General features: G+C 71.6%; 26 protein-coding genes. 2 read left to right on the top strand and 24 right to left on the bottom strand.

Going from position 1 to position 25038, the window contains the following annotated elements; genetic code table 11:
• Positions 1-14: 14 nt before the first annotated feature.
• Both tsf and rpsB read right to left on the bottom strand, forming a co-directional pair.
• Positions 15-851: a translation elongation factor Ts gene (gene tsf, locus J2X68_RS21650; protein WP_310434174.1), complete on the bottom strand. Its 837-nt coding sequence runs from the start codon at positions 849-851 to the stop codon at positions 15-17.
• A 146-nt stretch (positions 852-997) separates the two neighbouring features.
• Positions 998-1930 carry a 30S ribosomal protein S2 gene (gene rpsB / locus J2X68_RS21645; protein ID WP_310434173.1) on the bottom strand — a complete coding sequence of 311 codons (933 nt, stop codon included), beginning with the start codon at positions 1928-1930 and terminating at the stop codon, positions 998-1000.
• A 280-nt stretch (positions 1931-2210) separates the two neighbouring features.
• On the opposite strand from rpsB, the gene J2X68_RS21640 reads away from it, so the two are divergent.
• Positions 2211-2810 carry a M23 family metallopeptidase gene (locus tag J2X68_RS21640; protein WP_310434172.1) on the top strand — a complete coding sequence of 200 codons (600 nt, stop codon included), beginning with the start codon at positions 2211-2213 and terminating at the stop codon, positions 2808-2810.
• 207 nt (positions 2811-3017) lie between these two features.
• Here the strand turns inward: J2X68_RS21640 and J2X68_RS21635 are convergent, their stop codons facing one another.
• The 18 genes from J2X68_RS21635 to proS form a co-directional block, all read right to left on the bottom strand.
• Positions 3018-3575 (bottom strand): helix-turn-helix domain-containing protein, encoded by a 558-nt coding sequence (locus tag J2X68_RS21635; protein ID WP_310434227.1) that lies wholly within the window; start codon positions 3573-3575, stop codon positions 3018-3020.
• Between the two features lie 108 nt (positions 3576-3683).
• A complete protein-coding gene (gene whiG, locus J2X68_RS21630) occupies positions 3684-4526 on the bottom strand; it encodes an RNA polymerase sigma factor WhiG (protein ID WP_307165625.1) in 843 nt (280 codons plus the stop codon).
• Between the two features lie 264 nt (positions 4527-4790).
• Positions 4791-5951: a DNA-processing protein DprA gene (gene dprA, locus J2X68_RS21625; protein ID WP_310434171.1), complete on the bottom strand. Its 1161-nt coding sequence runs from the start codon at positions 5949-5951 to the stop codon at positions 4791-4793.
• A complete protein-coding gene (locus J2X68_RS21620; protein WP_310434170.1) occupies positions 5948-7573 on the bottom strand; it encodes a YifB family Mg chelatase-like AAA ATPase in 1626 nt (541 codons plus the stop codon). Before J2X68_RS21620 ends, dprA begins: the two co-directional genes overlap by 4 nt.
• Position 7574: 1 nt before the next feature.
• Positions 7575-7982, bottom strand: coding sequence for a YraN family protein (locus tag J2X68_RS21615; protein WP_310434169.1), 408 nt, complete (start codon positions 7980-7982; stop codon positions 7575-7577).
• Positions 7983-8070: 88 nt separating this feature from the next.
• Positions 8071-8379 (bottom strand): DUF2469 domain-containing protein, encoded by a 309-nt coding sequence (locus J2X68_RS21610; RefSeq protein ID WP_005311352.1) that lies wholly within the window; start codon positions 8377-8379, stop codon positions 8071-8073.
• Between the two features lie 56 nt (positions 8380-8435).
• Entirely contained in the window at positions 8436-8972 is a 537-nt protein-coding gene (locus J2X68_RS21605) for an NUDIX hydrolase (protein ID WP_310434168.1), read from the bottom strand.
• Positions 8962-9738: a signal peptidase I gene (gene lepB / locus J2X68_RS21600; RefSeq protein ID WP_310434167.1), complete on the bottom strand. Its 777-nt coding sequence runs from the start codon at positions 9736-9738 to the stop codon at positions 8962-8964. Before lepB (J2X68_RS21600) ends, J2X68_RS21605 begins: the two co-directional genes overlap by 11 nt.
• A gap of 122 nt (positions 9739-9860) precedes the next feature.
• Positions 9861-10841, bottom strand: a complete 981-nt coding sequence (gene lepB / locus J2X68_RS21595) for a signal peptidase I (protein ID WP_310434166.1) — start codon at positions 10839-10841, stop codon at positions 9861-9863.
• Positions 10729-11826 (bottom strand): signal peptidase I, encoded by a 1098-nt coding sequence (gene lepB, locus J2X68_RS21590; RefSeq protein WP_310434165.1) that lies wholly within the window; start codon positions 11824-11826, stop codon positions 10729-10731. The genes lepB (J2X68_RS21595) and lepB (J2X68_RS21590) overlap by 113 nt, the downstream gene beginning before the upstream one ends.
• Positions 11819-12562, bottom strand: a complete 744-nt coding sequence (gene lepB / locus J2X68_RS21585) for a signal peptidase I (protein ID WP_310434164.1) — start codon at positions 12560-12562, stop codon at positions 11819-11821. The genes lepB (J2X68_RS21590) and lepB (J2X68_RS21585) overlap by 8 nt, the downstream gene beginning before the upstream one ends.
• A 45-nt stretch (positions 12563-12607) precedes the next feature.
• Positions 12608-12958 carry a 50S ribosomal protein L19 gene (gene rplS / locus J2X68_RS21580; RefSeq protein WP_020128707.1) on the bottom strand — a complete coding sequence of 117 codons (351 nt, stop codon included), beginning with the start codon at positions 12956-12958 and terminating at the stop codon, positions 12608-12610.
• Between the two features lie 137 nt (positions 12959-13095).
• Positions 13096-13929 (bottom strand): tRNA (guanosine(37)-N1)-methyltransferase TrmD, encoded by an 834-nt coding sequence (gene trmD, locus J2X68_RS21575; RefSeq protein ID WP_310434163.1) that lies wholly within the window; start codon positions 13927-13929, stop codon positions 13096-13098.
• On the bottom strand, positions 13929-14531 hold the full coding sequence (gene rimM, locus J2X68_RS21570; RefSeq protein ID WP_310434162.1) for a ribosome maturation factor RimM: 603 nt from the start codon (positions 14529-14531) through the stop codon (positions 13929-13931). Before rimM ends, trmD begins: the two co-directional genes overlap by 1 nt.
• A gap of 103 nt (positions 14532-14634) precedes the next feature.
• A complete protein-coding gene (locus J2X68_RS21565; protein ID WP_003973401.1) occupies positions 14635-14874 on the bottom strand; it encodes an RNA-binding protein in 240 nt (79 codons plus the stop codon).
• A 5-nt stretch (positions 14875-14879) separates the two neighbouring features.
• A complete protein-coding gene (rpsP, locus tag J2X68_RS21560; protein WP_054239730.1) occupies positions 14880-15299 on the bottom strand; it encodes a 30S ribosomal protein S16 in 420 nt (139 codons plus the stop codon).
• A 297-nt stretch (positions 15300-15596) separates the two neighbouring features.
• Positions 15597-16193, bottom strand: coding sequence for a hypothetical protein (locus J2X68_RS21555; protein WP_028806665.1), 597 nt, complete (start codon positions 16191-16193; stop codon positions 15597-15599).
• Between the two features lie 261 nt (positions 16194-16454).
• A complete protein-coding gene (gene proS, locus J2X68_RS21550; RefSeq protein WP_310434161.1) occupies positions 16455-17870 on the bottom strand; it encodes a proline--tRNA ligase in 1416 nt (471 codons plus the stop codon).
• A 198-nt stretch (positions 17871-18068) separates the two neighbouring features.
• On the opposite strand from proS, the gene J2X68_RS21545 reads away from it, so the two are divergent.
• Positions 18069-18950 carry an SAM-dependent methyltransferase gene (locus J2X68_RS21545; protein WP_310434160.1) on the top strand — a complete coding sequence of 294 codons (882 nt, stop codon included), beginning with the start codon at positions 18069-18071 and terminating at the stop codon, positions 18948-18950.
• 198 nt (positions 18951-19148) lie between these two features.
• Here the strand turns inward: J2X68_RS21545 and ffh are convergent, their stop codons facing one another.
• The 4 genes from ffh to J2X68_RS21525 form a co-directional block, all read right to left on the bottom strand.
• On the bottom strand, positions 19149-20699 hold the full coding sequence (gene ffh / locus J2X68_RS21540; RefSeq protein WP_310434159.1) for a signal recognition particle protein: 1551 nt from the start codon (positions 20697-20699) through the stop codon (positions 19149-19151).
• A gap of 122 nt (positions 20700-20821) precedes the next feature.
• A complete protein-coding gene (locus J2X68_RS21535) occupies positions 20822-23272 on the bottom strand; it encodes a [protein-PII] uridylyltransferase (RefSeq protein WP_310434158.1) in 2451 nt (816 codons plus the stop codon).
• A gap of 26 nt (positions 23273-23298) precedes the next feature.
• Positions 23299-23637, bottom strand: coding sequence for a P-II family nitrogen regulator (locus tag J2X68_RS21530; protein WP_003997576.1), 339 nt, complete (start codon positions 23635-23637; stop codon positions 23299-23301).
• Positions 23634-24974, bottom strand: coding sequence for an ammonium transporter (locus tag J2X68_RS21525; protein ID WP_310434157.1), 1341 nt, complete (start codon positions 24972-24974; stop codon positions 23634-23636). Before J2X68_RS21525 ends, J2X68_RS21530 begins: the two co-directional genes overlap by 4 nt.
• Positions 24975-25038: the final 64 nt, after the last annotated feature.

Raw genomic sequence — 25038 nt, 5'->3', positions numbered from 1 at the left:
ATCGCGGCACGGACTCAGATGCCGACCTTGATGCGCGTGAAGCGCTTCAGGGTGACACCGGCCTCGTCCAGGACCTTCTGGACGGACTTCTTGTTGTCCAGCGCGTACGGCTGGCCGAGCAGCGTGGCGTCCTTGAAGAAGCCGTTGAGGCGACCCTCGACGATCTTCGGCAGGGCGGCCTCGGGCTTGCCCTCGGCGCGGGTGGTCTCCTCGGCGACGCGGCGCTCGGACTCGACGACCTCGGCCGGCACGTCCTCCTTGGAGAGGTACTTCGGCGCGAAGGCGGCGATGTGCTGGGCGATGCCCTTGGCGACGTCGGCGTTCGGCTTGTCCAGCTCGACGAGGACACCGATCTGCGGGGGCAGGTCGGGCATCGTGCGGTGCATGTACGCGGTCACGAAGCCGTCGGCGAACTGCGCGAAGCGGTCCAGCACGATCTTCTCGCCGAGGTTGGCGTTGGCCTCGTCCACGAACGCCTGGACGGTCTTGCCGGCCTCGATCTCGGACGCGAGCAGCGCCTGGAGGTCGGCCGGGGAGGTCTTGGCGACGTGCTCGGCGATCGCGTTGGCGACGGCCTGGAACTTGTCACCCTTGGCGACGAAGTCCGTCTCGCACTTCAGCTCGACGAGGACGCCGGAGGAGTTGTCGTCGGCGATGATCGAGACCACGGCGCCGTTCTCGGCGGAGCGGCCCTCACGCTTGGCGACGCCCTTCTGGCCCTTGATCCGGAGCGCCTCGACGGCCTTGTCGACGCTGCCCTCGGCCTCGTCCAGCGCCTTCTTGCAGTCCATCATGCCGGCGCCGGTGAGCTCACGGAGCTTCTTGACGTCAGCGGCGGTGTAGTTCGCCATGATCTGTGAATCTCTCTCGGAGTTCGAAGTCTCGAAGATCGGGGGGCTGTGGGTGAACGGCGGGCGGTGCACTCGGCACCCCCCGCCGTCACTTCGTCCCTAGGGCCGTACGGACGACCTGGCGGCCGTACGGCCTACGGCCTGACTCAGGCCTGCTCGCCCTCGGCGGCCGGAGCGGCCTCGGCGGCGGGGGCCTCAGCCTCGGCGGCGGGCGCCTCGGCCTCAGCGGCCGGAGCCTCGGCGGCGGGGGCCTCGGCGGCGGCCTCGGCCGGCTTCTCGGCGTCGGCGTTCTCCGCGTCGGCCTTCTTCTCGCCCTCGAGCAGGTCGCGCTCCCACGCGGCCAGCGGCTCGCCGGCGGCCTTGTCGCCCTTGTCGCCGGTGGCGACGCCGGAACGGGAGATGAGGCCCTCGGCGACGGCGTCGGCGATCACACGGGTGAGCAGGGTGACGGAGCGGATCGCGTCGTCGTTGCCCGGGATCTTGTAGTCGACCTCGTCGGGGTCACAGTTGGTGTCGAGGATGGCGACGACCGGGATGTTGAGCTTCCGGGCCTCGCCGACCGCGATGTGCTCCTTCTTGGTGTCCACGATCCAGACGGCGCTGGGCACCTTGGACATCTCGCGGATACCACCGAGGGTCTTCTCGAGCTTGGCCTTCTCACGCGAGAGGACCAGGAGCTCCTTCTTCGTCAGACCCGAGGCGGCGACGTCCTCGAAGTCGATGAGCTCGAGCTCCTTGAGGCGCTGGAGGCGCTTGTAGACGGTCGAGAAGTTGGTGAGCATGCCGCCCAGCCAGCGCTGGTTGACGTAAGGCATGCCGACGCGGGTGGCCTGCTCCGCGATGGCCTCCTGCGCCTGCTTCTTCGTGCCGACGAACATGACCGTGCCGCCGTGGGCGACGGTCTCCTTGACGAACTCGTAGGCGCGGTCGATGTACGACAGCGACTGGAGCAGGTCGATGATGTAGATGCCGTTGCGCTCGGTGAAGATGAAGCGCTTCATCTTCGGGTTCCAGCGACGGGTCTGGTGACCGAAGTGGACGCCGCTTTCCAGCAGCTCCCGCATCGTGACGACGGCCATGGCCGTTCTCCTTGGGTTTCTCGGTTGTGCCGCGGGGACCGGACGGCTCCCGCGCCTGACGCCCGCGGTGCGCCGAGCCACGAAGGACCGAGGGGCGCGGATACCGGAGAACCGACCGTGGCCGGCCCCCGATACCGGGGCGTGCGAAGTCGACCCGGTGACCCGGATCGCCAGAAGAAGTGTACGGGACCGGCGGAGCACCGGGTGACGCCGCTGTCCACAACCGCCGGGTGATCCACAGGCCCCGGCGGCGGTCGCGGGAGCGCGGGACGGTGTCGCCATGCACGCACAGCGATTCACGGCCCTGCTGCCGGTCCTGCCGATCCTGACGGTCATGACGGTGGCCACGGTGGCGTGGGCGGCCCCGCAGGCCGCGACGGGGGCCCGGGCGCTCCCCGGGCCGCCCGTCCCGGCGCGGCCCGTCCCGGCGATCGGCCGCGCCTGGCCGGTGGGCGACCGTCCGGCGGTGCTGCGGGGCTGGGAGCCCCCGGCCGGCCCGTACGCCCGTGGCCACCGGGGCGTGGACCTCGCGGCGGCGCCGGGCGCGCCGGTACGGGCGGTGTCGGCCGGGCGGGTGTCCTTCGCGGGCCGGGTGGCGGGCCGGGGCGTCGTCTCGGTGGAACTGTCGGCCACGGGGCAGCCGCCCCTGCGGACCACCTACGAGCCGGTGCGGGCGGCGGTGCGCAAGGGCGATGAGGTGGCCCCGGGCCAGGTCGTCGGCACGGTGGAGCCGACGGGCTCGCACTGCGCGCGCACCTGCGTGCACTGGGGGCTGCTCAGCGGCAGGACGTATCTGGACCCGCTGTCGCTGCTGCCCCCGTGGCTGCGGCGGAGCGGCCCGTCACGGCTGCTGCCCGTGCTGGGCGTGCCCCTGCCGTGACTCAGCCCCGGACACCCCGCAGCACCATGCGCACCGCGGCTTCCGTGATCGCCGAGCGGCCCGTCAGCACTGCCTGCCCGTGCTGGGCGTGCCCCTGCCGTGACTCAGCCCCGGACACCCCGCAGCACCATGCCCACCGCGGCTTCCGTGATCGCCGAGCGGCCCGTCAGCACTGCCTGCCCGTGCTGGGCGTGCCCCTGCCGTGACTCAGCCCCGGACGCCCCGCAGCACCATGCGCACCGCGGCTTCCGTGATCGCCGAGGGATCCTCCGCGGCGCCGAGCTCGATCCGCCGCACGGCCGCGTCCACCACGCCTTGCAACAGCATCGCCGCCAGCCGGGGCTCCGCATGCCCCAGTTCCGCCAGCGCCGCCCCGATCATCGCCACGAGCCCGCCGTGCGCGGCCCGGATCTTCTCCCGGGCCCCCGCGTCCAGCTCGCTCGCCGAGATCGCCACGACGGCCCGGTGCCGCCGGTCGCCCACCAGGGTGAGCTGTTGCCGCACGTACGCCTCGACCTTGGCCTCGGCGCCGTCGGCCGCGGCCATCGCCGCCTCGACCTCCGCCGCCCAGACGGGGAAGTCGACCTCGCACAGCTGCTCGACCACGGCGGCCCGCGACCGGAAGTACTCGTACACGGAAGAGCGCGCGAGGCCCGTGCGCTCGGCGAGGGCCGGGAAGGTCAGCGCCTCCGTCCCGCCCTCGGACAACAGGGAGCGTGCCGCGTCCAGCAGGGCGGCACGCTGCATCGACCGGTGCTCGGCCACGGAGGCCGCTCGAATCCTTGGCACGTCGACCACTTTACGGACGCGCCGCCCCCGGCGGGAGTGACTCCGCCCGCACTTCCGTCGGCCGGCCGGGCGAGTCCGCCCGGTTCAGCGGCCGAAGCTCGCCAGTTTCGCGCGCAGCTGCAGGACCGACTTGGTGTGGATCTGACTGACCCTGCTCTCGGTCACACCCAGCACGTTCCCGATCTCGGCGAGCGTGAGCCCCTCGTAGTAGTAGAGCGTGACGACCGTCTTCTCCCGGTCGGGCAGGGTGTTGATAGCCCGTGCGAGGAACCGCCTGAGCTCCCGGTCCTCGGCCACCTCCACGGGGTTGTCCGCGGCGGTGTCCTCCAGGGTGTCCATGAAGCTGAGGCCGTCCCCGTCCTCGCCCCCGACATGCAGCAGCTCCTCCAGGGCCACCACGTTGGCCAGCGACAACTGACTGAACACGGCGTGCAGTTCGTCCACCGCGATGCCCAGCTCGGCGGCCACCTCGCACTCCGAGGGGGTCCGCCGCAGCCGGGCCTCCAGCGTCGCGTAGGCCCGCTCGACGTTGCGCGCCTTCTGCCGCACCGACCGCGGGATCCAGTCCAGCGCCCGGAGCTCGTCGATCATCGCGCCCCGGATCCGGGTGATCGCGTAGGTCTCGAACTTGATCTCGCGCCCGATGTCGAACTTCTCGATCGCGTCGATCAGCCCGAACACCCCGGAGGACACGAAGTCGGCCTGCTCCACGTTGGGCGGCAGGCCGACGCTCACCCGGCCCGCCACGTACTTCACCAGCGGTGAGTAGTGCAGGATCAGCTGCTCCCGCAGCCGTTCGTCCCCCGTCGCCTTGTACGACCGCCACAGCTCGTCGAGTGTCGAGGGAGCGGGCGGCCGCACGCTGCCACCGTCACGGGCGGCTGGGGTGATCGCCGCCCGGTCGGACCCGGAGGTGTGCTGGGGCATTCGTCGCCTTGTGCCGTTCTGCCGTGAAGTGCGTGTGGTGGGTACCGCGTGGTGCAGAGGTGCCGGTCTGTGCCGGAATCCTCGTGAGCGTAGCGTGACTGAAGTGTCGCGGTGCGCGAAGGGCATGCCCCGACCGGTACGCAGATACGTTCCGCTGGACGCACTCCGGGGTCACCGCCGTCACCGCGGTCGACCCCGACGGCGGGTCAACTACCGGAATTGCCAAGGCTTTCGGCGTTCCCCCGGACGGCCGAACACCCCGGGTCAACACGGACGTCGACCCCCGCGAACGGAGACCACCGCCTGGCGTGTCAACTTCCAGCCGTCGCCGTGTCGTTCGACGTAGCCGAGCGCCCTGAGTTCGTACAGCCTCGCGATCGCGTCGTCCGCGGTGGTCCGGGCCTCGCGGGCGACCTCGTCGACCGCCGCCGGTCTGCGGGCGGGCAGCGCGGCCAGGACCCGCCGGGCGGCCGGCTCCAGCAGATCGCGCGGCAGCGCGGGGCCACGCCGGTCGGGGGCCAGCTCACCCATCTCGCCGACCAGTTCGACGATCTCCGCGGCGTCGCCGACCAGTACGGCCTCTCCCCTCAGCAGTTCGTGCACCCCGGCGGAGAGACCGCTCGTGGCCGGACCCGGCACCCCCATCGTGTGCCGGCCCAGCCGCTGGGCCGCCCGGGCGGTGACCAGCGAGCCGCTGCGGTAGGCCGCCTCGACGACGACCGTGCCCCGGGTGAGCGCGGCGATCACCCGGTTGCGCAGGAGGAAACGGCTCGGGGTCGGGTGATCGCCGGGCGGCAACTCGCCGATCACCAGACCCTGTTCGGCGATCCTGTTGATCAACGCCGTATGGCCGCGCGGGTAGGGCTGGTCGACCCCGCAGGCGAGGACGGCGACGGTGGCGCCGCCCGCGCCGAGGGCGCCCCGGTGGGCGGCGCCGTCCACCCCGTAGGCGCCGCCCGACACCACCACCCAGCCCTGTTCGGCGAGGCCGGCGGAGAGGGTGGCCGCCATGTGGGCGCCGTACTCGGTGCAGGCGCGGGCGCCGACGACGGCGACCGACCGCAGCGCCCACATCCGCAGGCTGGGCCGCCCCCGCACCCAGAGCCCGAGCGGCCGGGCGTCCCCGAGCTCGTCCAGCGTGCTCGGCCACTCGGCGTCCCCCGGGCACACGAATCGCACCCCGGCCTCCCGCGCGAGGGCCAGATCCCGCTCCGGCCCGGCCTGCCCGGCCCGCGCCCGCAGGCCGGCCCAGCGCCGCGCGGTCACCCCCGGCAGCGGCTCCCCGTCGTCCCGCAGCCGACGCACCACCTCGTGCACGCCCCGCTCCCGCACCCACTGCCCGCCCACCTCGTCGCCGGGTTCGAGGACCCGCCCGAGGAAGACCCGGGCGAGCCGGTCGCCGACCGGCCCCTCGCCGCCGCTCACGTCAGGGCCCCGAGGGCCATCGGCACCCCGCGCGGCACCCCCGTGCGCAGCTGGAGGGCCAGGTTGACGTCCATCGTGTCCGGCCGGTCGTGACCGACCAGGTCGGCGACGGTCCAGGCGACGCGCAGCACCCGGTCGAGTCCCCGGGCGGTCAGCAGCCCTCGCTCCAGGCTGCGCTCCGCCTCGTCCATGGCGCCGGCCGCGGCATGCCAGCGGTTGCGCAGCTCGCGCCCCGGCACCTCGCTGTTGGTCCGCCACGGAGTGCCCGCCAGCCGGGCCGCCGCGCGTTCCCTGGCGGCCCTGACCCGGTCGGCCACGATGGCCGTGGACTCGCCTCCGGGGCCTCGGTGGGCGAGCTCGGCCCGGCCGATCGGGTCGACCTCGACCCGCAGGTCGACCCGGTCGAGCAGCGGGCCGGAGAGCCGGGCCTGGTAGCGGCGGATCGCCGAGGGCGGGCACTCGCACTGGGTGTCCCGGAGCGAGAACCGGCCGCACGGGCAGGGATTCGCCGCCAGCACCATCAGGAACCGGGCCGGGAACCGCACCACTCCGGCACTGCGCGCGATCACCACGTGCCCGGCCTCCAGGGGCTGGCGCAGGGCGTCGAGGGCGTGGCTGCCGAACTCGGGGGTCTCGTCGAGGAAGAGCACCCCCCGGTGGGCCAGCGAGACGGCGCCGGGTCGGGCGAATCCGGCCCCGCCCCCGACCAGCGACTGCATCGTGGCCGAGTGGTGCGGGGCGCAGTACGGGGCCACGTCGATGAGCGGCTTGCCCGGGGGCAGCAGCCCGGCCACCGAGTGGACGGCGGTGACCTCCAGCGACTCCTGCCGGCTGAGCCGGGGCAGCACGGCCGGCAGGCGCTCCGCGAGCATGGTCTTGCCGGTCCCGGGCGGGCCTTCCAGGAAGAGGTGGTGTCCGCCGGCCGCGGCCACCTCCACCGCGGTCCGCGCCGAGCTCTGTCCGACCACGTCCGCGAGGTCGTGCTCCTGGTCCTGCTGGGCCGCGCCCATGCTGTGCATCCCGGTGGCCGCTCCCGTGCCGGGCATCCGCAGGCCGGCCAGGAGCGGATCCGGGCGGCCCGCCTCGTCCGGTTCCTCGTCGGGGACCGGCTCGTCGGCGAGGAGCGCGATGAGCTGCCGCAGGCTGCGCACCCCGAGCACGGACACACCGGGCACCAGTGCCGCCTCGGCGGCGGCGCACTCCGGCACGACCACTTGTTCGTATCCGGCGTCGGCCGCGGCCAGCACGGCGGGCAGGATGCCCCGGACCGGGCGGACCCGTCCGTCCAGGCCGAGCTCGCCGATCATGACGATGTCGGCGAGCACCCGGGGATCGATCCGTTCGGCCGCACCGAGCACGGCGCTGGCGATGGCCAGGTCGAAGCCGCTGCCGCCCTTGGGCACGGACGCCGGACTGAGTCCGACGGTGAGCTTCTTCTGCGGCCATTCGCCGCCCGAGTTCACCACCGCCGCCCGTACCCGGTCCCGGCTCTCGCTCAGGCTCTTGTCCGGCAGCCCCACCAGCGTGAACGCCGCGACTCCCGGTTCGAGGTCGGCCTGCACCTCGACGACGACCCCTTCGACGCCCACCAGCGCCACCGAGCACGTACGCGCGAAGCCCATCTCAGGCCACCCCCCGCGCGTGCTCGACGACGGCCGCCCCGCGCCGGGGCAGGACGACGCCGACCAGGTCGATGCGGACGCCGCCCGGCGGGGCTCCCCCGTGCGCCTGGATCCACCGCTCGGCCAGGCCGCGAAGGCGCTCGGCCTTCGCCGGTGTCACCGACCCCATCGGGTGCTGGAATCCTCCGCCGCTGCGGGTCTTCACCTCGCAGACGACCAGGGTGTCGCCGTCCCTGGCGACGATGTCGATCTCACCGGTCCTGCCGCAGCGCCAGTTGCGCTCCAGGACCGTCATCCCGGCCTCGGTCAGCCGCCGGGCGGCCAGTTCCTCGCCGTACCTGCCGAGTGCGCCTCGGGCCAGATCCGTGTTCGTGTCCATGCGGGCACCACCTCCGGCACCCACGCTCACGCATCCGCCGCCCCGAAAAGGATCTTGGTGGACAACCCGGGGCCTGTGGAAAACCCCGTCACCCACACGAGCGGCCTCCTACGGGGGCTCAGCTCCCCGGAAGCTCCAGATCGCTCTTGTTGAGCTCCTCGATGTTCACGTCCTTGAACGTGAGCACCCGCACCTGCTTCACGAACCGAGCCGGCCTGTACATGTCCCACACCCAGGCGTCCGCCATCGACACCTCGAAGAACACCTCGCCCTGGACCGAGTGCACCTGCATCTCGTAGTCATTGGTGAGGTAGAACCGTCGCTCAGTCTCGATCACGTATTTGAACAGACCGACGACATCGCGGTACTCCCGGTAGAGCTTCAGCTCCATCTCGGTCTCGTACTTCTCGAGGTCCTCGGCGCTCATGGCATGTTCCCCTTCAGCCGTGCGATCTCCCCATTGTGCGCCAGTCCCGTGCGCCTCTAGACGATTTCGGTGTCCAGGGTGACGGGTCCGGCCGGAGGACCTTCGTCGAGCAGCCTGCGCAGGAGCTCGGCGAGTCTGGTCGGATACACCGTCTCATGGGCCCGGGCCAGTTCCTGACAGGTCCACCAACGCGCTCCGGCGACGCTGCGCCGCTCCAGCTCGGTCAGTGCCGTGGCGCGGGTCGCCGTCACCGTCGTACGGGCCAGGTAGTACCACTCGTCCTGGTCCCAGCGGCGGCCCGCGAACGGGAAGGAGCACATCCGCCGCCACAGCACCGGGCCGAGTTCGACCTCGCTGATGCCGGTCTCCTCGACGAGTTCCCGCAGAGCCGCCTCCTCACGGGTCTCGTCGCCCTCCACGCCGCCGCCCGGGGTGAACCACCAGCGGTCGGTCGGGTCGTCCGGTTCGTGGCCGTGCAGCAGCAGGATGCGGTCCTGCGGGTCGAGGAGGACGACCCGTGCCACCTTGCGCAGCCCGCCCTCGTAGGAGTCGACGCCCGCGCCCGACGGCTCGCCGGTGGTCTCAGCGGGCACCGGCCGCCCCCGGCCGGGCACGGCGGCCCGACGTCCGCTTGGCGATCGGGCCGTACGCCGCCCCGCCGAGGACCAGCACACCACCGGCGACGATCATCCAGCCGATGGTGCCCAGCGGGCCCGGCCGGGAGAGGGCGCCGAGCGTCTTGAAGCCGGTGGGGCGCTCCAGCATGCCGTTCATGGGCCAGACGACGGCGTCGACGCGGGCCGCGACCGCGCCGCGCGCGACCGTGCCCTGGGCCGCGTCCGTGAGGTGGGCGGTGGAGTCCAGGGAACCCTCCCGCTCGTCGCCGAGCAGGAAGAGCCTGCCGTCCGGCACCTTCACGGTCGGGAAGTTCTTGATCTCGGCCAGGCTGCCCGCGGGCAGATACGGTTCCTCGATCTCCTTGCCGTTGACGGTCAGCTTGCCGTCGGTGCAGCAGGAGACCGTGTCGCCGCCGACCGCCACGACCCGCTTGACCACCGGCGCGTTGCTCGCCCAGGTCTTGTCGGTGAAGACGACCACGTCCCCGCGGCGTACCTCGTCGCCGTCGATGCGCTCGGCCAGCACCCGGTCGCCCGCGGCGATCGTGGGGCTCATCGAGCTGGTGGGCACGGTGTACGGCCGGTAGAGCAGGGCTCCCCAGCCGAATCCGCCGAGGAACAGCACAAGGCCCAGTGCGACGGCCAGTCCGGACAGAAGCTGTCCGGTCCGGCTGCCCACCGGGCCACTGCTGGTGCCTCCGCCACTGTGCGGGGCCGTACGCGTCGTGCTCTCGCCACCCATGGATCCGCACCCTACCCGGCGGTACCCGACCGGGTCAGCCCTTCTCTCCCGGTCTTCCCGAGCCTCGGTCACCAGCTTGGGAAAGGGTTTGCCGACGGGCGGCGGCCGCGGAAGCCGTGAGGTCAGCGGGTCGCCGACTCCTCCGTGCGCCGGCGCCGCCACAGGACGACGGGGACGACGCCGACGAGGGCGAGGCCCTGCGGGGCGACGGTCAGGGCCGCGGATCCGGCGGACTGGGCGTTCAGCCCGTCCTGGTCGAAGGTGTCCGGCACCGGCAGCGTGCCCCAGCGGGTGAGGGGCCAGGCCTTGACGACGGCACGGCCGACGACCTGGTCCACGGGCACCATGCCGTGGTTCTTGTCCGACTGGTTGTAGCGCGAGTCGCGCGAGTTCTGCCGGTGGTCGCCCATGACCCAGATGAAGCCCTTGGGGACCTTCACGCTGAACTGGCCGCCCTGGTCGTCCTGGCTGCACGGGGTGTTGCCGGGGTAGACGTACGGCTCGTTCAGCGCCTTGCCGTTGACCGTGAGCGGGCCCGTGCCCTTGCACGCGACGGTGTCGCCGCCGACGCCGATGACCCGCTTGATCAGGTCCTTCTCCTCCGCGGACGGCATCAGGCCGATCCAGCTGAGGACCGTCTGGAAGGCGTTCGGATCGACGGTCGCCTCGCCCGCCAGCCAGTTGTCGGGGTCGTGGAAGACGACGACCTCGCCGCGCTCGGGCTCGGAGCCGAACCACGGGGTCAGCTTGTCGACGAGGACCCGGTCACCCTCCTTGAGGGTGTTCTCCATCGAGGCGGACGGGATGGAGAACGCCTGCACCAGGAACGTCTTGATCAGCAGCGCGAGGACGAGCGCGATGCCGATCAGGATCGGCAGCTCCTTCCAGAAGGAGCGGGGCTTCTTCGGCTTCGGGGCCGGGCCGCCGGACCCTTCGCCACCGGTCCGGGGCGGCTCGTCCGCCGGCGGGCCGTCGCCGCCCGCCGCCGGGTCACTCCCGGAGGTCACGGCGCTGCCGGAAGCCGGGTCGGCTGCTCCCACGGGATGACCGCGGTGCTCCTCGCCGTCGTGCCCGGACCGTGCGCCAACCGCCACATCCCCCACGCCAACTCCTCACTCTGTGCCGCTGCCTGCCCCACGTACGACGCAGGCCCACCACTCCCATAACGAGCGGGAGTTCCGCAGGGCTCGGGAGTTGTCGAATCGATCCGTTCGGATCGCCGGAAGCAACACTATGCGACGGCTGGGCGGACGCGGTCGCCGCGACGGCCGAGCCGGTGACGGATGCGAAAGTTTGCGGTTCCTTGAGACGGACCCAGTGGCCGAGCGGCCAGGCGATGACCATGGCCCGCCCCACCACCTCGTCCTCCGAGACGGTGCCGCCGTAGTCGGTGTTCTGGTGGGCCCGGGAGTCGGCGGAGTTGGCCCGGTGGTCGCCCATGACCCACAGCCGGCCCTGGGGGACGGTGATGTCGAAGGACGTGCTGGAGGGGTCGTTGCCGGGATAGAGATACGCCCCCTCCTCGAGGGGCACGCCGTTGACGGTGACCCGGCCCTGGGTGTCACAGCACACGACGCGGTCGCCGCCCACTCCGACGACGCGCTTGATGAGGTCCTTCTCGTCGTCGGACGGCAGCAGACCGATGAAGGTGAGCCCCTCCTTGATCTGCTTGACGACGACCGGGTCCTCCTTCTTGGCCGTGGTCTGCTCGTCGTCCAGCCAGCCGCCGGGGTCCTTGAAGACGACGACGTCCCCGCGCTCGGGCCTGGAGCCGAACCACGGCGTGAACTTGTCGACCAGGACGCGGTCGCCGATCCGGATCGTCTGCTCCATGGAGCCGGACGGGATCACGAAGGCCTGCACGAGGAAGGTCTTCAGGACCAGGGCTATCAGGACGGCCACACCGACCAGCAGCGGTATCTCCCGGACGGCCGAACGCCTGCGCTTGCGCTTGACCTTGCGCTGGAGCTTGCGGCGCTCCGCGCGCGTGCGACCGCTGCCCGAGAGGGACGTGCGCCGGGCGCCGGTGGGCAGCAGGTTGTCAGCGGCGCTGGTGGGGATGCCGCGCGGCTTGCCGCGGTTACCCATGCGCACCCTCCGCGCCGGGCACGCGCGCGTAGGCGCTCGGGCGGGACAGGCGGCCGAGGTGCGCGGAGGGCCAGAGGATCCAGTCGGCGCGGCCGATCACACGGCCGACGGGGATCATGCCACCGCCCGGTGAACCGAGGTGGTCGCGGGAGTCGCGGGAGTGGCTGCGGTGGTCGCCGAGGACGAACAGGGTGCCCTCGGGCACGTCCACGTCGAAGTCCACCGTGGACGCACGGTCGCCGGGATACAGGAACGTCGACTCGTCGACCGACCGGCCGTTCACCCTGATCCTCCCCTCCTTGTCGCAGCAGACCACGTGGTCTCCCCCTACACCCACGACGCGCTTGATGTAGTCGAAGTTCCCGAAGTACCCGGTGCCGTCGAACACGACGACATCGCCCCGCCGCGGCTCGGCACCGAAACGGTACGCCAACTTATTTACGAGAACGCGGTCGCCGATCCTCAATCCGTTTTCCATGGATCCGCTGGGAATCTGGAACGGCTGCGCCACGAAAGCGTTGAGAGCGAGCAAGAACAGCAGGCAGATCAGCAGGGTCAGACTGATCCGGCCGCCCGGGAGCCACTCCGTGATCCGCGCCGTGATCCGCTCCGCCAACGCGAAACGCGACCGTTCCTCCGGTCCTTCCGCCTGCGGGGCCTCCTGGGAGACGTCCGCGGGAACGGAAGGATGGGAGGAGCGGTCGCGCTCCGTCGTCGGCTGAGCTTCGGTGTCCATCGGGGCCAGATGCTATCCGGCCGCTCCATGAACCCCGCAGGGCACTCAGTTGTCGCGCTTCTCCTTGATCTTCGCGGCCTTGCCGCGGAGCTCGCGCAGGTAGTAGAGCTTGGCGCGACGCACGTCACCGCGGGTGACGAGCTCGATCTTCTCGACGATCGGGGTGTGCACCGGGAAGGTGCGCTCGACGCCGACGGAGAAGGAGACCTTGCGGACCGTGAAGGTCTCGCGGACACCGGCGCCCTGGCGGCGGATGACTACGCCCTTGAACTGCTGCACACGGGAGCGGTTGCCCTCGATGACGCGGACGTGGACGTTGACGGTGTCACCCGGGCGGAAGGCCGGGACGTCGCTGCGCAGCGACGCGGCGTCGACAGAGTCGAGCAGGTGAGACATTTCGTCTGCTTTCTTCGCTGATGCCACAGGTCATCAACGGAACTAGAGCTTCGAGGATTGAGTGCCGTGTGCCCGTCGAGGCGGGCGTCGTGTCCCCCTGCGGCAGGGGCGCACACCGGACGGCGCACAACAGCGACCTATTCTTCCACGCCGTCGGTCCTGCGCCAAAATCGACCGTACGGCGCACCCTCCGGGTCGGGCGTCCAGCCGAGGATGGAGAGCATCTCGCGGTCCTTCTTGTCGAAGGTCTTCGGCTCGCAGCGCTCGATCAGGTCGGGCCGGTTGGCCGTCGTGCGCCGCAGGGCCTCGTCCCGGCGCCAGCGGGCGATCCTGCCGTGGTGGCCGCTGAGCAGCACCTCGGGGATCTCCCGGCCGCGCCAGACGGGCGGCTTCGTGTAGACGGGCCCCTCCAGCAGGCTGGCCATGGCCCCGGGGGCGAAGGAGTCGTCGCGGTGGGACTCGGCGTTGCCGAGCACGCCGGGCAGGAGCCGTGCCACGGCCTCGGTGACGACCAGGACGGCGGCTTCCCCGCCGGCCAGGACGTAGTCACCGATGGAGACCTCGTAGACGGGTATCCGGGTGGCGTACTCGTCGACGACCCGACGGTCGATGCCCTCGTAGCGGGCCGGGGTGAAGATCAGCCAGGGGCGCTCGGAGAGCTCGACCGCGAGTTCCTGGGTGAAGGGCCGTCCGCTGGGGGTCGGGACGACGATCGCGGGCGCGTGGGAGCCCCGCTCGTAGCCGTCGGCCAGGACGGTGTCGAGGGCGTCGCCCCACGGGTCGGTCTTCATGACCATGCCGGGACCGCCGCCGTAGGGGGTGTCGTCGACCGTGTTGTGCCGGTCGTACGTCCACTCCCGCAGGTCGTGCACCTGTACGTCCAGCCGGCCACGCGCGCGTGCCTTGCCGACCAGGGAGACGTTCAGCGGGTCGAGGTACTCGGGGAAGATCGTGAGGACGTCGAGGCGCATTACGGCCGGTCCCCGTCCTCGTCGGCTTCTTCGTCCGCGTCCGCGTCACCGTCGGCGTCCTCATCGGCGTCCCGCGCGGACGCGATCTCGGCCCGGTCGTCGATCAGGCCGGGCGGCGGGTCGATGACGGCCCGCTGCTCCTCTAGGTCGATCTCGGTGACGATCGACTCGACGAAGGGGATCATCACCTCGCTGCCGTCGGGCCGCTCGACGATGAAGAGGTCCTGGGAGGGCAGATGCGAGATCTCGGTGATCCGGCCGACCTCGAGGCCGTCCTTGGTGACCACGTCCAGGTCCATCAGCTGGTGGTCGTAGTACTCGTCCTCCTCCTCGGGCAGCTCCGCGGGGTCGACCTCGGCGATCAGGAGGGTGTTGCGCAGGGCCTCGGCGGCGGTGCGGTCCCGCACCCCCTCGAAGCGCAGGAGGAGACGGCCGCTGTGGACGCGGCCGGTCTCGATGGTCAGCGGGCCGGTCGAGGCCGGGTCCGTGGCCAGGACGGCGCCGGGCGCGAGCCGCTGCTCGGGCTCGTCGGTGCGTACCTCGACGGTGACCTCGCCCTTGATGCCGTGGGCGCGGCCGATCCGCGCGACTACGAGCTGCACTTCTGAAGATCTCCTGTCGTACCTGTCATCGGCTGCCGTAACGACTACGGGCCGGGGACGGCCCAGAGGCCCTCCCCGGCCCGAGCCGGTGCTGCGAAACGCGTCAGCGAACGTGATCCACGTCGACGAGGTCGACGCGGACGCCACGGCCGCCGATGGCGCCCACGACGGTGCGCAGAGCGCGTGCGGTGCGGCCGTTGCGGCCGATCACCTTGCCGAGGTCATCGGGATGGACCCTGACCTCGAGCACCCGCCCGCGACGCAGGTTGCGCGAGGCGACCTGCACATCGTCGGGGTTGTCGACGATGCCCTTCACGAGGTGCTCAAGCGCCTCTTCGAGCATGCTGCTCAGGCCTCGGTCGACTCGGACTCGGCGGCGGCCTCGTCCTTCTTCTCAGCCTTCTTCTTCTGGGTGATGGCCTCACCCTTGCCCGAGTCGTCGCCACCGAGGGCCTCGAACACGGGGCGAGCCTTCTTCGGCTCGGCGACGAGCAGCGGCGCCGGGGCGGGCTCGCCCTTGAACTTCTGCCAGTCGCCGGTCTTCTTCAGGATGGCGAGCACCGGCTCGGTCGGCTGCGCGCCGACACCCAGCCAGTAGGCCACGCGGTCGGCGTCGACCTCGATGATCGACGGGTGGTACGTCGGCTGGTACTTGCCGATCTCCTCGATCGCACGACCGTCACGACGGGTGCGGGAGTCGGCGACGACGATGCGGTAGTGAGGCGCGCGGATCTTGCCCAGACGCTTCAGCTTGATCTTGACTGCCACGGAAGTGGTGTCTCCTGGTCTTGACGTGGTTGGGCACGGCGAGATGGCCGCGTGGGGTTGCGGTACCCGAGTGCCCGATGGACGCGTCAGCCGGAGGAGAGAGGGGTCCTGTGCGACTGTCGAGTACAGCTAGCCATTGTGCCACACCGCGCGGGTCCCTTCCGGCCGCGGGTGGTCTGCGGGCATGCGGCAGGGACGCCCGGCGCTTGCGGGGCGCCGCCTTCGACGGCCCCCCGCATCACGCTGAACCGGCAGCCACGAGATGCCGGTGCATGACGGCACGTGCCCGGCACGTGCCTAGGCCGCGCCCGCGATCTCCGGGATCCGGAACGGCTTGCCGCAGCCCCCGCACACGATCGGCGCCTGGGCCAGGACCGACGGCACGACCCGGACGTTGCGTCCGCAGTCGCACACGGCCTTGACCCGGACGCCACCGCCGGAGGATCCGTGCCGGGCGGCCGGGCCGCGGAAGGAACGGGTGGTGTCGGAGGAGGTGGCCGCGAGATGGGCCTTGAGGGCCCGCTGGAGGCGCTCGATCGTCGGGCGGTAGCGCCGCTTGGCCTCGGGGTTGAGCGTGACCAGGGAGAAGCCGCTGCTGGGGTGCGGCTCCTCGGGGTGGTCCAGCCCCAGTTCCTCGGCGATCGCGAGGAATCTGCGGTTGTGGTAGCGGCCGGCTCGGGAGGTGTCGCGCACGCCGCGGGCCGCGGCGATGCCATGGACTGCCTCGTGAAGCAGTCGCTCGAAGGAGAGCTCGTGACCGCAGGCGGACGACGACTCCCCGATCAGGGACTCTGGCGCGGCAAGGTCGGGCAGTTCGGGGTGGTACCGCTGAATGTCGGCCCACGCCTCTGCCAGCTCTGCGGCGAGAACAGGTGGTGTCTGTGTCGTGCTCACGTAATGACAACGAGCGGGGGTGCCCCTGTGTTCCTATTCCGGGCCATCCCAAATAATTTGCACGTACCCGTCAGTTGCCGCTGATGCGTCCTGACGAGGGCGGGTGCGCTGATCTGCGGAGAAGTCTCACAGCTCCTACCAAGCTGGTGCGTAGGCCCACGTACGACCCGGCGCGTAGACGAGGTCCGCGCGCCGGGGCAGGGATGTTCCGCAGGGGCGCAAGAGGCCTTTCGGCCGCTCTCGCGTGCGGAGTGCGCTGTGTCAGTAGGCGCGCGCGACGATCGCGAGGTTACCGGGGGCGTCCCCGTCGTCCGGCACCGACCCGTCCTCCGCGATCAGACACCGTACGGTCAGCGACTGCTCGGCCAGCCTGGCCTCGCCTTCTTCGCCGAGCGTCGCCCACGGGACGCGCGCCCAGCCGCCGGCGAGGGCCGCCTCGGCGGCCTCCTCGGTCGTCGAGACGTCCGTCGTGCGGGATTCGCGACGCTCACGGGACTGCCTCAGCAGCAGCGCCTGGTCCTCGTCGAGGACGCCGGGCAGCAGGCCCTCGAGCGCGTCGATCGCCACCGGTTCCTTGCCTCCCGGGATGCGGCGGGCCAGCATCGCGGTGCCGTTCTCCAGGTCACGGGGTCCGATCTCGACGCGGACGGGCACGCCCTTGAGCTCCCAGTCCACCGCGCGCCGCCCGAAGGGGACGTCGGTGCGGTCGTCGACCCGGACACGGAGCCCCGCCGCCGTCAGCCGGTCGCCCAGCTCACGGACCTTGGCCAGAACCGCCTCGTCGGCCTTGATCGCGAGGACGACGACCTGGATCTGCGCCAGCCGGGGCGGCACCCGCAGCCCGTCGTCGTCGCCGTGGGTCATGACCAGGGCGCCGATCATGCGGGTCGTCGAACCCCAGGAGGTCTGCCAGACCAGCTCCTGGGTGCCCTCCTTGGACAGGTACCGGGTGTTGAAGGCCTTGGCGAAGTTCTGGCCCAGCTCGTGGCTGGTGACCATCTGGAGGGCCTTGCCGTCGCCCATCATGCTTTCCAGGGTGAGGGTGTTGACGGCTCCCGCGAAGCGCTCCTTGACCGTCTTGCGGCCGGAGACGAAGTCGATCGCGAGGACGTTCTCCAGGAAGTCGCCGTAGACCTCGCGCTGGATGCGGGCGGCGAAGTCCCGGGCCTCCTCGTAGGTGGCGTGCGCGGTGTGCCCCTCCTGCCAGAGGAACTCGGACGTCCGCAGGAACAGGCGCGGCCGCAACTCCCAACGGACCACGTTGGCCCACTGGTTGATCAGCAGGGGCAGATCGCGGTAGCTCTGCACCCACTTGGAGAAGTACTCGTTGACGATGGTCTCGGAGGTGGGCCGGACGACCGCCGGCTCCTCCAGCTCCTTGCCGCCCCCGTGCGTCACCACGGCCAACTCGGGTGCGAATCCCTCGACATGGTCCGCCTCGCGGGTGAGGTAGGACTGCGGGATCAGCAGCGGGAAGTACGCGTTCTCGGTGCCCGTCCGCTTGATGCGGGCGTCCATCTCCGCCTGCATCCGCTCCCACAGTCCGTAACCGTACGGTCGGATCACCATGGTGCCGCGCACCGGTCCGTTGTCGGCCAGTTCCGCCTTGTTGATCAGATCCTGGTACCAGCGCGGGAAGTCGTCCGCCCGCGGGGTGAGAACGGGAGCCTTAGCCATGGCGAGATGGTACGGCCCCAAGTTGCCGGAATGTGAATTCTCGCCACAGGCACAGCCGGCCCACAAGCAGGGGCCCGAGACCCCTGGACGCCGTCGCGTACGGGGAGTTACCTGGCATACGGGGGAAGTGCGCGCGCACTGACGGGGGCCACCTGATCGGTTACTGCGGCAACTCTCGGCGGATTGGGGCGCTTATCCATGACACCTACGCTCGTGCGGCAGCACCTGCCACTCGCGGGGCCGACGCCCCGCGCGGACCCGGGTGCACGCGCGCGTGACTGGTCGGAGATCCAGGAGCGGATGCTGGTCCCGCTCTACGAGGCCGTCTACGAGCGACTGGACGTGGGGCCCGGCACCAGGCTCCTCGCCCTCGGCTGCGGCTCCGGGCTCGCCCTGCTGATGGCGGCCTCGCGCGGCGCGGCGGCCCTCACCGGGGTCGAACCCTCCTCTCCCGGGCGGCTGGCCCTCGCGCGCGAGCGCCTGCTGCCGAAGGAGCCCGGGGAGCGGTCCGCGGGCGCGCCGGGAGAGGGGGAGCGCGTCCGTCTCACGGACCGGCTGCCGAAGGACACGGCGGGCCCGGGCACGCGCGCGTACGACCTGGTGACCGCGTTCGAGCCGATCGGTTGTCGCGCGGGCGACGCGGACGGGCTCACCGGTCTGCTCGCGGCCACGACACCGCTCCTCGCGCGCGGGACGCCGGTGGTGCTGGTCGGCTGGGGTCCGCCGGAGCGCTGCGCCACGTCCGCGGTGTTGCGGATCGCGGTCAAACTGGCCGAACCGCTGCGCGGCGGCACGGTCGGGCTGCGCCCGGCGCTGCGCGACGACCTGGAGGAGGTCGCCGGGCGGGCCGGTCTGAAGCCGGACGGATCGGGGCGGGTGGCCTGCCCCTTCGGATACGCGGACGTGGAGAGCGCCCTCAAGGGCCTGCTGTCCACCGGCCTGTTCGACGCGGCGGTGGCGGCGACGGACCAGGCGCAGGTCGACAAGGAACTGACCGAGGCGCTGCACCCGTACCGGCGCCCGGACGGGACGGTGTGGATGCCGAACGTGTTCCGGTACCTGATCGCGCGGACTCCCTGAAGCTCCCGCGTCTCCCGAGGTCCTCCGTCTCCCGGCAGGCCTTCACCGACCGCGTGACGTCCGCGCGCCGGTGCGCGCCCGGCTGCCTCCACAGGGCCGGTTTCCGCCCGTACGCCGATGGGGCGCCCCTCCGTGACCGGAAGAGCGCCCCACGCGGCGTACGGGCGGACCCGGCTCGGCGCCGGGTGCGACGGGCCGTCAGCCCATGAACTTCTTGAACTCGTCCGGCAGCTCGAAGTCCTGGGCGCCCTGCTGGGGCAGCCCGAGCGCGTTGCCGCCCTGGGCCTGGGCCTCGCGGCGCTGGGCCGCCTCCAGCTCCTGCTGCTTGCGCTTCATCGGGTTGCCGGAGCGCTGCTTGCCCTTGGCCTGCTTCGGCTGCTTCTTCTGCCGGCCGGCGCCACCGCCCATGCCCGGCATTCCCGGCATCCCGGGCATCCCGCCGCCCTGGGCCATCCGGGACATCATCTTGCGGGCCTCGAAGAACCGCTCCACCAGGCCCTTCACCGCGCTGACCTCGACGCCGGAACCCTTGGCGATACGGGCGCGGCGCGAGCCGTTGATGATCGTCGGGTCCTGGCGCTCGCCCGGGGTCATCGACTTGATGATCGCGGCCGTGCGGTCGACGTCCCGCTCGTCGAGGTTGGCGATCTGGTCCTTGATCTGGCCCATGCCGGGGAGCATGCCGAGCAGCTTGCTGATGCTGCCCATCTTCCGGACCTGCTCCATCTGGGCCAGGAAGTCGTCCAGGGTGAAGTCCTGGCCCTTCTTGGACGCCAGCTTGGAGGCCATCTTCTCGGCCTCTTCCTGGCTGAACGTCTTCTCCGCCTGCTCGATCAGGGTGAGCAGGTCACCCATGTCGAGGATGCGGGAGGCCATCCGGTCAGGGTGGAAGGCGTCGAACTCGTCCAGCTTCTCGCCGTTCGACGCGAACATGATCGGCTTGCCGGTCACGGAGGCGATCGACAGGGCCGCGCCACCGCGGGCGTCGCCGTCGAGCTTCGACAGCACGACACCGTCGAAGCCGACGCCGTCACGGAAGGCCTCGGCCGTGTTGACGGCGTCCTGACCGATCATCGCGTCGACGACGAAGAGGATCTCGTCGGGCGAGACGGCGTCGCGGATGTCCGCCGCCTGCCGCATCAGCTCGGCGTCGATGCCGAGGCGGCCGGCGGTGTCCACGATCACGATGTCGTGGACCTTGGTCCTGGCGAACTCGATGGAGTCCTTGGCGACCTGGACCGGGTCGCCCACCCCGTTGCCGGGCTGCGGGGCGTACACGGCCACGCCGGCCCGCTCGGCGACGACGCTGAGCTGGTTGACGGCGTTGGGGCGCTGGAGGTCACAGGCGACGAGCAGCGGCGAGTGGCCCTGCTCCTTCAGCCAGCGGCCCAGCTTGCCGGCGAGGGTGGTCTTACCGGCGCCCTGGAGGCCGGCGAGCATGATCACGGTCGGCGGCTGCTTGGCGAACCGCAGCCGCCTGGTCTCGCCGCCGAGGATCGTGACGAGTTCCTCGTTGACGATCTTCAGGACCTGCTGGGCGGGGTTCAGCGCCTTGGAGACATCGGCGCCGAGCGCGCGTTCCTTGACGTTCTTGATGAACGTGCGGACGACCGGCAGGGCCACGTCCGCTTCGAGGAGTGCGATGCGGATCTCGCGCGCCGTGGCGTCGATGTCCGCTTCGCTCAAGCGCCCCTTGCCGCGCAAGTTCTTGAAGGTCGCTGAAAGGCGATCGGAGAGAGTATCGAACACGGCGGCGTCGGTCCTCGGAGTCGGGGGCAGTCTGAGCGTCTTCCAGGGTATCCGGCCGCGCAAGACATTCGTCCCCGCCTGCTGTAATCAGCGGGCGGGGACGTGTGCCGCGCGGCACGGGGTCAGGCCCGCAGGGTCTCCTCCAGCTTGCGGGTGACGGAGGCGGCCTCGTCGGCGGGCAGGGGCGCGCCGTCCGCCCCGGTGACGTAGAACGCGTCCACGGCGTTCGCGCCGAGGGTGGAGACGTGCATGCTGCGGACCCGCAGCCCCGCGTCCTCCAGGGCCTGGCCGATCCGGTGCAGCAGCCCCGGCGCGTCCTGGGCGCGCACCTCGATGACCGTGGCGTGCCGGGAGGCAGCCGGGGCGACCGTCACACGCGGCGGCGGCGCGACCACGCCCCGCCTGCGGGGGTAGGCGGCGTCCCGTTCCGCGAGCCGTCCGGCGATGTCCAGCGAGCCGTCCAGGGCGCGTACGAGGTCGGCGCGCAGCCGGGCCGCCTGCGGCAGGGAGCCGTACTCGGCGGCGACCCGCCAGTTCAGCAGCAGGACGGAGCCCTCGACGCCGGTCGGCAGGTCCAGGGCGCGCAGCTCGGCGGTGCGGACGGTCAGCCGGTGCACGGCGAGGACGCCGGCCACGGCGGGCAGCACGCCCGCCTGGTCCGGGACGGCGATGAGCAGTTCCACACCGAGCGGCTCGGGGTCCTCCGCGGGTCCGTCCTCCGTAGGGGGCTCGGTCTGGGCGCGCAGGGCCAGCACCGGTCCCCCGGTGGCGACCGCCTCGATGGCGAGCCGCTCCTGCTCCGCGGTGGGCGCGGCGGCGTCGGGCTCGTCCGGCGCGTCCCCGGCGAGCACCGCCGCCACCCGCTTGACCAGGTCCGCCACGAGCGAACCCCGCCAGGACGACCAGGCGGCGGGGCCGGTGGCCAGCGCGTCCGCCTCGGTGAGCGCGTGCAGCAGCTCCAGGGTGCTCTGCGAGCCGACCGCCTCGGCGACCGAGCGGACCGTGGCGGGGTCCTCCAGGTCGCGCCGGGTGGCCGTCTCGATCAGCAGCAGGTGATGCCGTACGAGCGTGGAGAGGACGGCGACCTCGGCGCGGTCGAAGCCGATCCGGGCCGCGACGTCCTTGGCGATGATCTCGCCCGCCACCGAGTGGTCGCCGGGCCAGCCCTTGCCGATGTCGTGCAGCAGAGCGCTGACCAGGAGGAGGTCGGGGCGGCTGACCCGGCGGGTGAACTCGGAGGCGCGCACGGCGGTCTCGATGAGGTGCCGGTCGACGGTCCAGATGTGCACGGCGTTGCGCTGCGGGCGGCAGCGCACCCGCTCCCAGTCGGGCAGCAGCCGGGTGATCAGGCCCTCGGCCTCCAGCGCCTCCCAGACCTCGATGGTGGGCTGGCCGGAGCCGAGCAGCGTCACGAGCTGCTCACGGGCCTCGGCGGGCCAGGGCGTGGGCAGCGGGCGCACGGTGGCGGCGAGGCGCCGTACGGCGTGCAGGGAGAGCGGGAGGCCCGCCTGCGCGGCGGCGGCCGCGGCGCGCAGCGGGAGCACGGGGTCGCGTTCGGGGCGGGCGGCGCGGGCGAGCACCACCTCGCCGTCCTGCTCCACCACGCCTTCGGCCAGCGGGGACCGTTCGGCGGCGGGCTTGGCGCCGCCGCCCAGCATGGCGCGCAGCCGCGGCCGCACGGCACGCGACCGCAGCACGCGCCCCACCTCACGCCAGGTGACGTCGCTCGCGTACGCGATGACGCGGGCCGCCTCGTACACCTGCCGCAGCAGCGTGTCGGCGTCCAGCAGGCCGAGTTCGGCGGCCACCTGGTCCTGTTCCTGGAGGGCCAGGCGGTCGGTGGCACGGCCGGTGGCCAGGTGCAGGGCGTCCCGTACGTCGAGGAGCCGGCGCCGGGCGTCGTCGAGGCCCTCGCGCGGCGCGTCGGCCAGCCAGGAGGCGGCGACGGCCCGCAGCGCCGTGGCGTCCCTGAGCCCGCCCCGCGCCTCCTTCAGGTCCGGTTCCAGCAGGTACTGGAGCTCGCCCTGGCGCTCGGCGCGCTCGACGCAGAGCTCCTGGAGCTCGGGCAGGCGCTTGGGCGCCTGGTTGCGCCAGTCGGCGAGGACGGCCGTCCGCAGTCCCGCCGTCAGCCCGGGGTCGCCGGCGAGGTGGCGGGCGTCGAGGAGGCCGAGCTGGACCTTGAGGTCCTCCCCCGCGGTCTTGCGGGCCTCCGCCGGAGTGCGGACGGAGTGGTCCAGAGCCAGGCCCAGGTCCCACACGGGGTACCAGAGCCGGTCGGCGAGGGCGGCGACCGCCTTGGGGTCGGCGCCGTCGTGCAGCAGCAGGAGGTCGAGGTCGCTGCGCGGGGACAGCTCGCCCCGCCCGTAGCCGCCCACGGCGACCAGGGACACGCCCTTCAGCTCCTCGGCGCCGGCCGTGAAGAGCCCCGACAGCCAGTCGTCGGTCAGTTCCGCGAGGGCGGAACGGCGCGGCGGCCCGGGCCGCGCCCCCTCGGTGAGGAGGCGCAGCCGGGCCGCCGCGTAGCCGCTGGGTCCCGAGTCCTCTGCATCCTTGCGCACGTCCGTACTCGTCACCCAGCGACTCCTGTTCTGTTCTGCCGTCAGAGCGCGTCCGGGCCGCGCTCGCCGGTGCGGACCCGTACGGCCGTCTCGACCGGGAGGGACCAGACCTTGCCGTCACCGATCTTGCCCGTGCGGGCCGCCTTGACGATGACGTCGATCAGCTGCTCGGCGTCGTCGTCCTCGGCCAGCACCTCGATGCGGATCTTGGGAACCAGGTCGACCGTGTACTCGGCGCCGCGGTAGACCTCGGTGTGTCCCCGCTGACGACCGTAACCGCTGGCCTCGGTGACCGTCAGTCCGTGGACGCCGAAGGCCTGCAGGGCTTCCTTGATCTCGTCGAGCCGGTGGGGCTTCACGACGGCGGTGATGAGCTTCATGCGTCCACCTTCTTGCTCGCGTCGGTGACCGCGGTCGGGAGGGCGGTCGTGCGGGCGGCGCCGCCGCCGGCCCCGCTGAAGTCGTATGCGGTCTCGGCGTGCTCGGCCTGGTCGATGCCGGCCACCTCGTCGTCCTCGGAGACCCGCATGCCGATCGTCTTGTCCAGGAGGAAGGCGAGGATCGCGGAGACCACCAGCGAGTAGCCGAGGACCGCGAAGACTCCGGCGCACTGCTTCCAGAACTGGTCGAGGCCGCCGCCGTAGAAGAGGCCCTCGACGTCGGACTGGCCCTTGCCGCTGGCGAAGAAGCCGATCAGCAGGGAGCCCACGACACCGCCGACCAGGTGGACGCCCACGACGTCGAGCGAGTCGTCGTAGCCGAACTTGTACTTGAGGCCGACGGCCATGGCGCACAGGACACCGGCGATGGCGCCGACGGCGATCGCGCCGAGCGGGGAGACCGCACCACCCGAAGGAGTGATGGCGACCAGGCCGGCGACCGCGCCGGAGGCGGCGCCCAGCGTGGTGAACGCGCCGTGCCGGATCTTCTCGTAGACGAGCCAGGCCAGCATGGCGGCGGCGGTGGCGACCTGCGTGTTGACGAACATCAGCGCGCCGACGCCGTCGTCGTTGCCGAGCCACGAGCCGGCGTTGAAGCCGAACCAGCCGAACCACAGCAGACCGGCGCCGAGCATGACCAACGGCAGGCTGTGCGGACGCATCGGGTCCTTCTTGAACCCGACGCGCTTGCCGATGACGAGGATCACGCCGAGGGCCGCGGCACCGGCGTTGATGTGCACCGCCGTACCACCGGCGAAGTCGATGACACCCAGCTCGAAGGCCCAGCCGCCGGCGCCCCAGACCCAGTGCGCGACCGGGAAGTAGACGACCGTGGCCCACAGCGCGACGAACAGCGCCCACGCGGAGAACTTGACGCGGTCGGCGAGCGCACCGCTTATCAGGGCGGGCGTGATGATCGCGAACATCATCTGGAAGACCATGAACACGAAGATCGGGATGGTGTAGCCGTCCCACAGCTCCGTCAGGCCGATGTTGCTGAGACCGACCCAGTCGGAATTCCAGCCGATGAGGCTGCCGGAGTCGGTGCCGAAAGCGAGGGAGAAGCCGTACAACACCCACAGGATGGTGACGATGCCGATGCTGATGAAGCTCATCATCAGCATGTTGAGCGTGCTCTTGACGCGGACCATGCCTCCGTAGAAGAAGGCGAGGCCCGGGGTCATGATCAGCACCAGGGCGGAACAGATGAGCATGAAGCCTGTGTTCGCGGACGACAGCGTGGGTGCGTCCGCCGCAAGCGTGATGGCTGCTGCCATCGGCGTCTCCTCGTCGTAGGTACGGCCCCGTGCGGGCGAAGCCAGAGCGGGTCGTGAGGGGTGG

Origin of the sequence: Streptomyces sp. 3330 (genome assembly GCF_031456635.1) — a bacterium.
Lineage (GTDB): Bacteria > Actinomycetota > Actinomycetes > Streptomycetales > Streptomycetaceae > Streptomyces.
The sequence above is the reverse complement of the archived record's forward strand: the minus strand, read 5'-3'. Positions and strand labels throughout refer to the sequence as shown.

Excerpts from the sequence above, each read along its gene's own strand:
- tsf (WP_310434174.1), bottom strand. The coding sequence starts at position 851 with ATGGCGAACTACACCGCCGCTGACGTCAAGAAGCTCCGTGAGCTCACC.
- rpsB (WP_310434173.1), bottom strand. The coding sequence starts at position 1,930 with ATGGCCGTCGTCACGATGCGGGAGCTGCTGGAAAGCGGCGTCCACTTC.
- J2X68_RS21640 (WP_310434172.1), top strand. The coding sequence starts at position 2,211 with ATGCACGCACAGCGATTCACGGCCCTGCTGCCGGTCCTGCCGATCCTG.
- whiG (WP_307165625.1), bottom strand. The coding sequence starts at position 4,526 with ATGCCCCAGCACACCTCCGGGTCCGACCGGGCGGCGATCACCCCAGCC.
- J2X68_RS21620 (WP_310434170.1), bottom strand. The coding sequence starts at position 7,573 with ATGGGCTTCGCGCGTACGTGCTCGGTGGCGCTGGTGGGCGTCGAAGGG.
- J2X68_RS21610 (WP_005311352.1), bottom strand. The coding sequence starts at position 8,379 with ATGAGCGCCGAGGACCTCGAGAAGTACGAGACCGAGATGGAGCTGAAG.
- lepB (WP_310434167.1), bottom strand. The coding sequence starts at position 9,738 with ATGGGTGGCGAGAGCACGACGCGTACGGCCCCGCACAGTGGCGGAGGC.
- lepB (WP_310434165.1), bottom strand. The coding sequence starts at position 11,826 with ATGGGTAACCGCGGCAAGCCGCGCGGCATCCCCACCAGCGCCGCTGAC.
- lepB (WP_310434164.1), bottom strand. The coding sequence starts at position 12,562 with ATGGACACCGAAGCTCAGCCGACGACGGAGCGCGACCGCTCCTCCCAT.
- rplS (WP_020128707.1), bottom strand. The coding sequence starts at position 12,958 with ATGTCTCACCTGCTCGACTCTGTCGACGCCGCGTCGCTGCGCAGCGAC.
- trmD (WP_310434163.1), bottom strand. The coding sequence starts at position 13,929 with ATGCGCCTCGACGTCCTCACGATCTTCCCCGAGTACCTCGACCCGCTG.
- J2X68_RS21565 (WP_003973401.1), bottom strand. The coding sequence starts at position 14,874 with ATGCTCGAAGAGGCGCTTGAGCACCTCGTGAAGGGCATCGTCGACAAC.
- proS (WP_310434161.1), bottom strand. The coding sequence starts at position 17,870 with ATGGCTAAGGCTCCCGTTCTCACCCCGCGGGCGGACGACTTCCCGCGC.
- J2X68_RS21545 (WP_310434160.1), top strand. The coding sequence starts at position 18,069 with ATGACACCTACGCTCGTGCGGCAGCACCTGCCACTCGCGGGGCCGACG.
- J2X68_RS21530 (WP_003997576.1), bottom strand. The coding sequence starts at position 23,637 with ATGAAGCTCATCACCGCCGTCGTGAAGCCCCACCGGCTCGACGAGATC.
- J2X68_RS21525 (WP_310434157.1), bottom strand. The coding sequence starts at position 24,974 with ATGGCAGCAGCCATCACGCTTGCGGCGGACGCACCCACGCTGTCGTCC.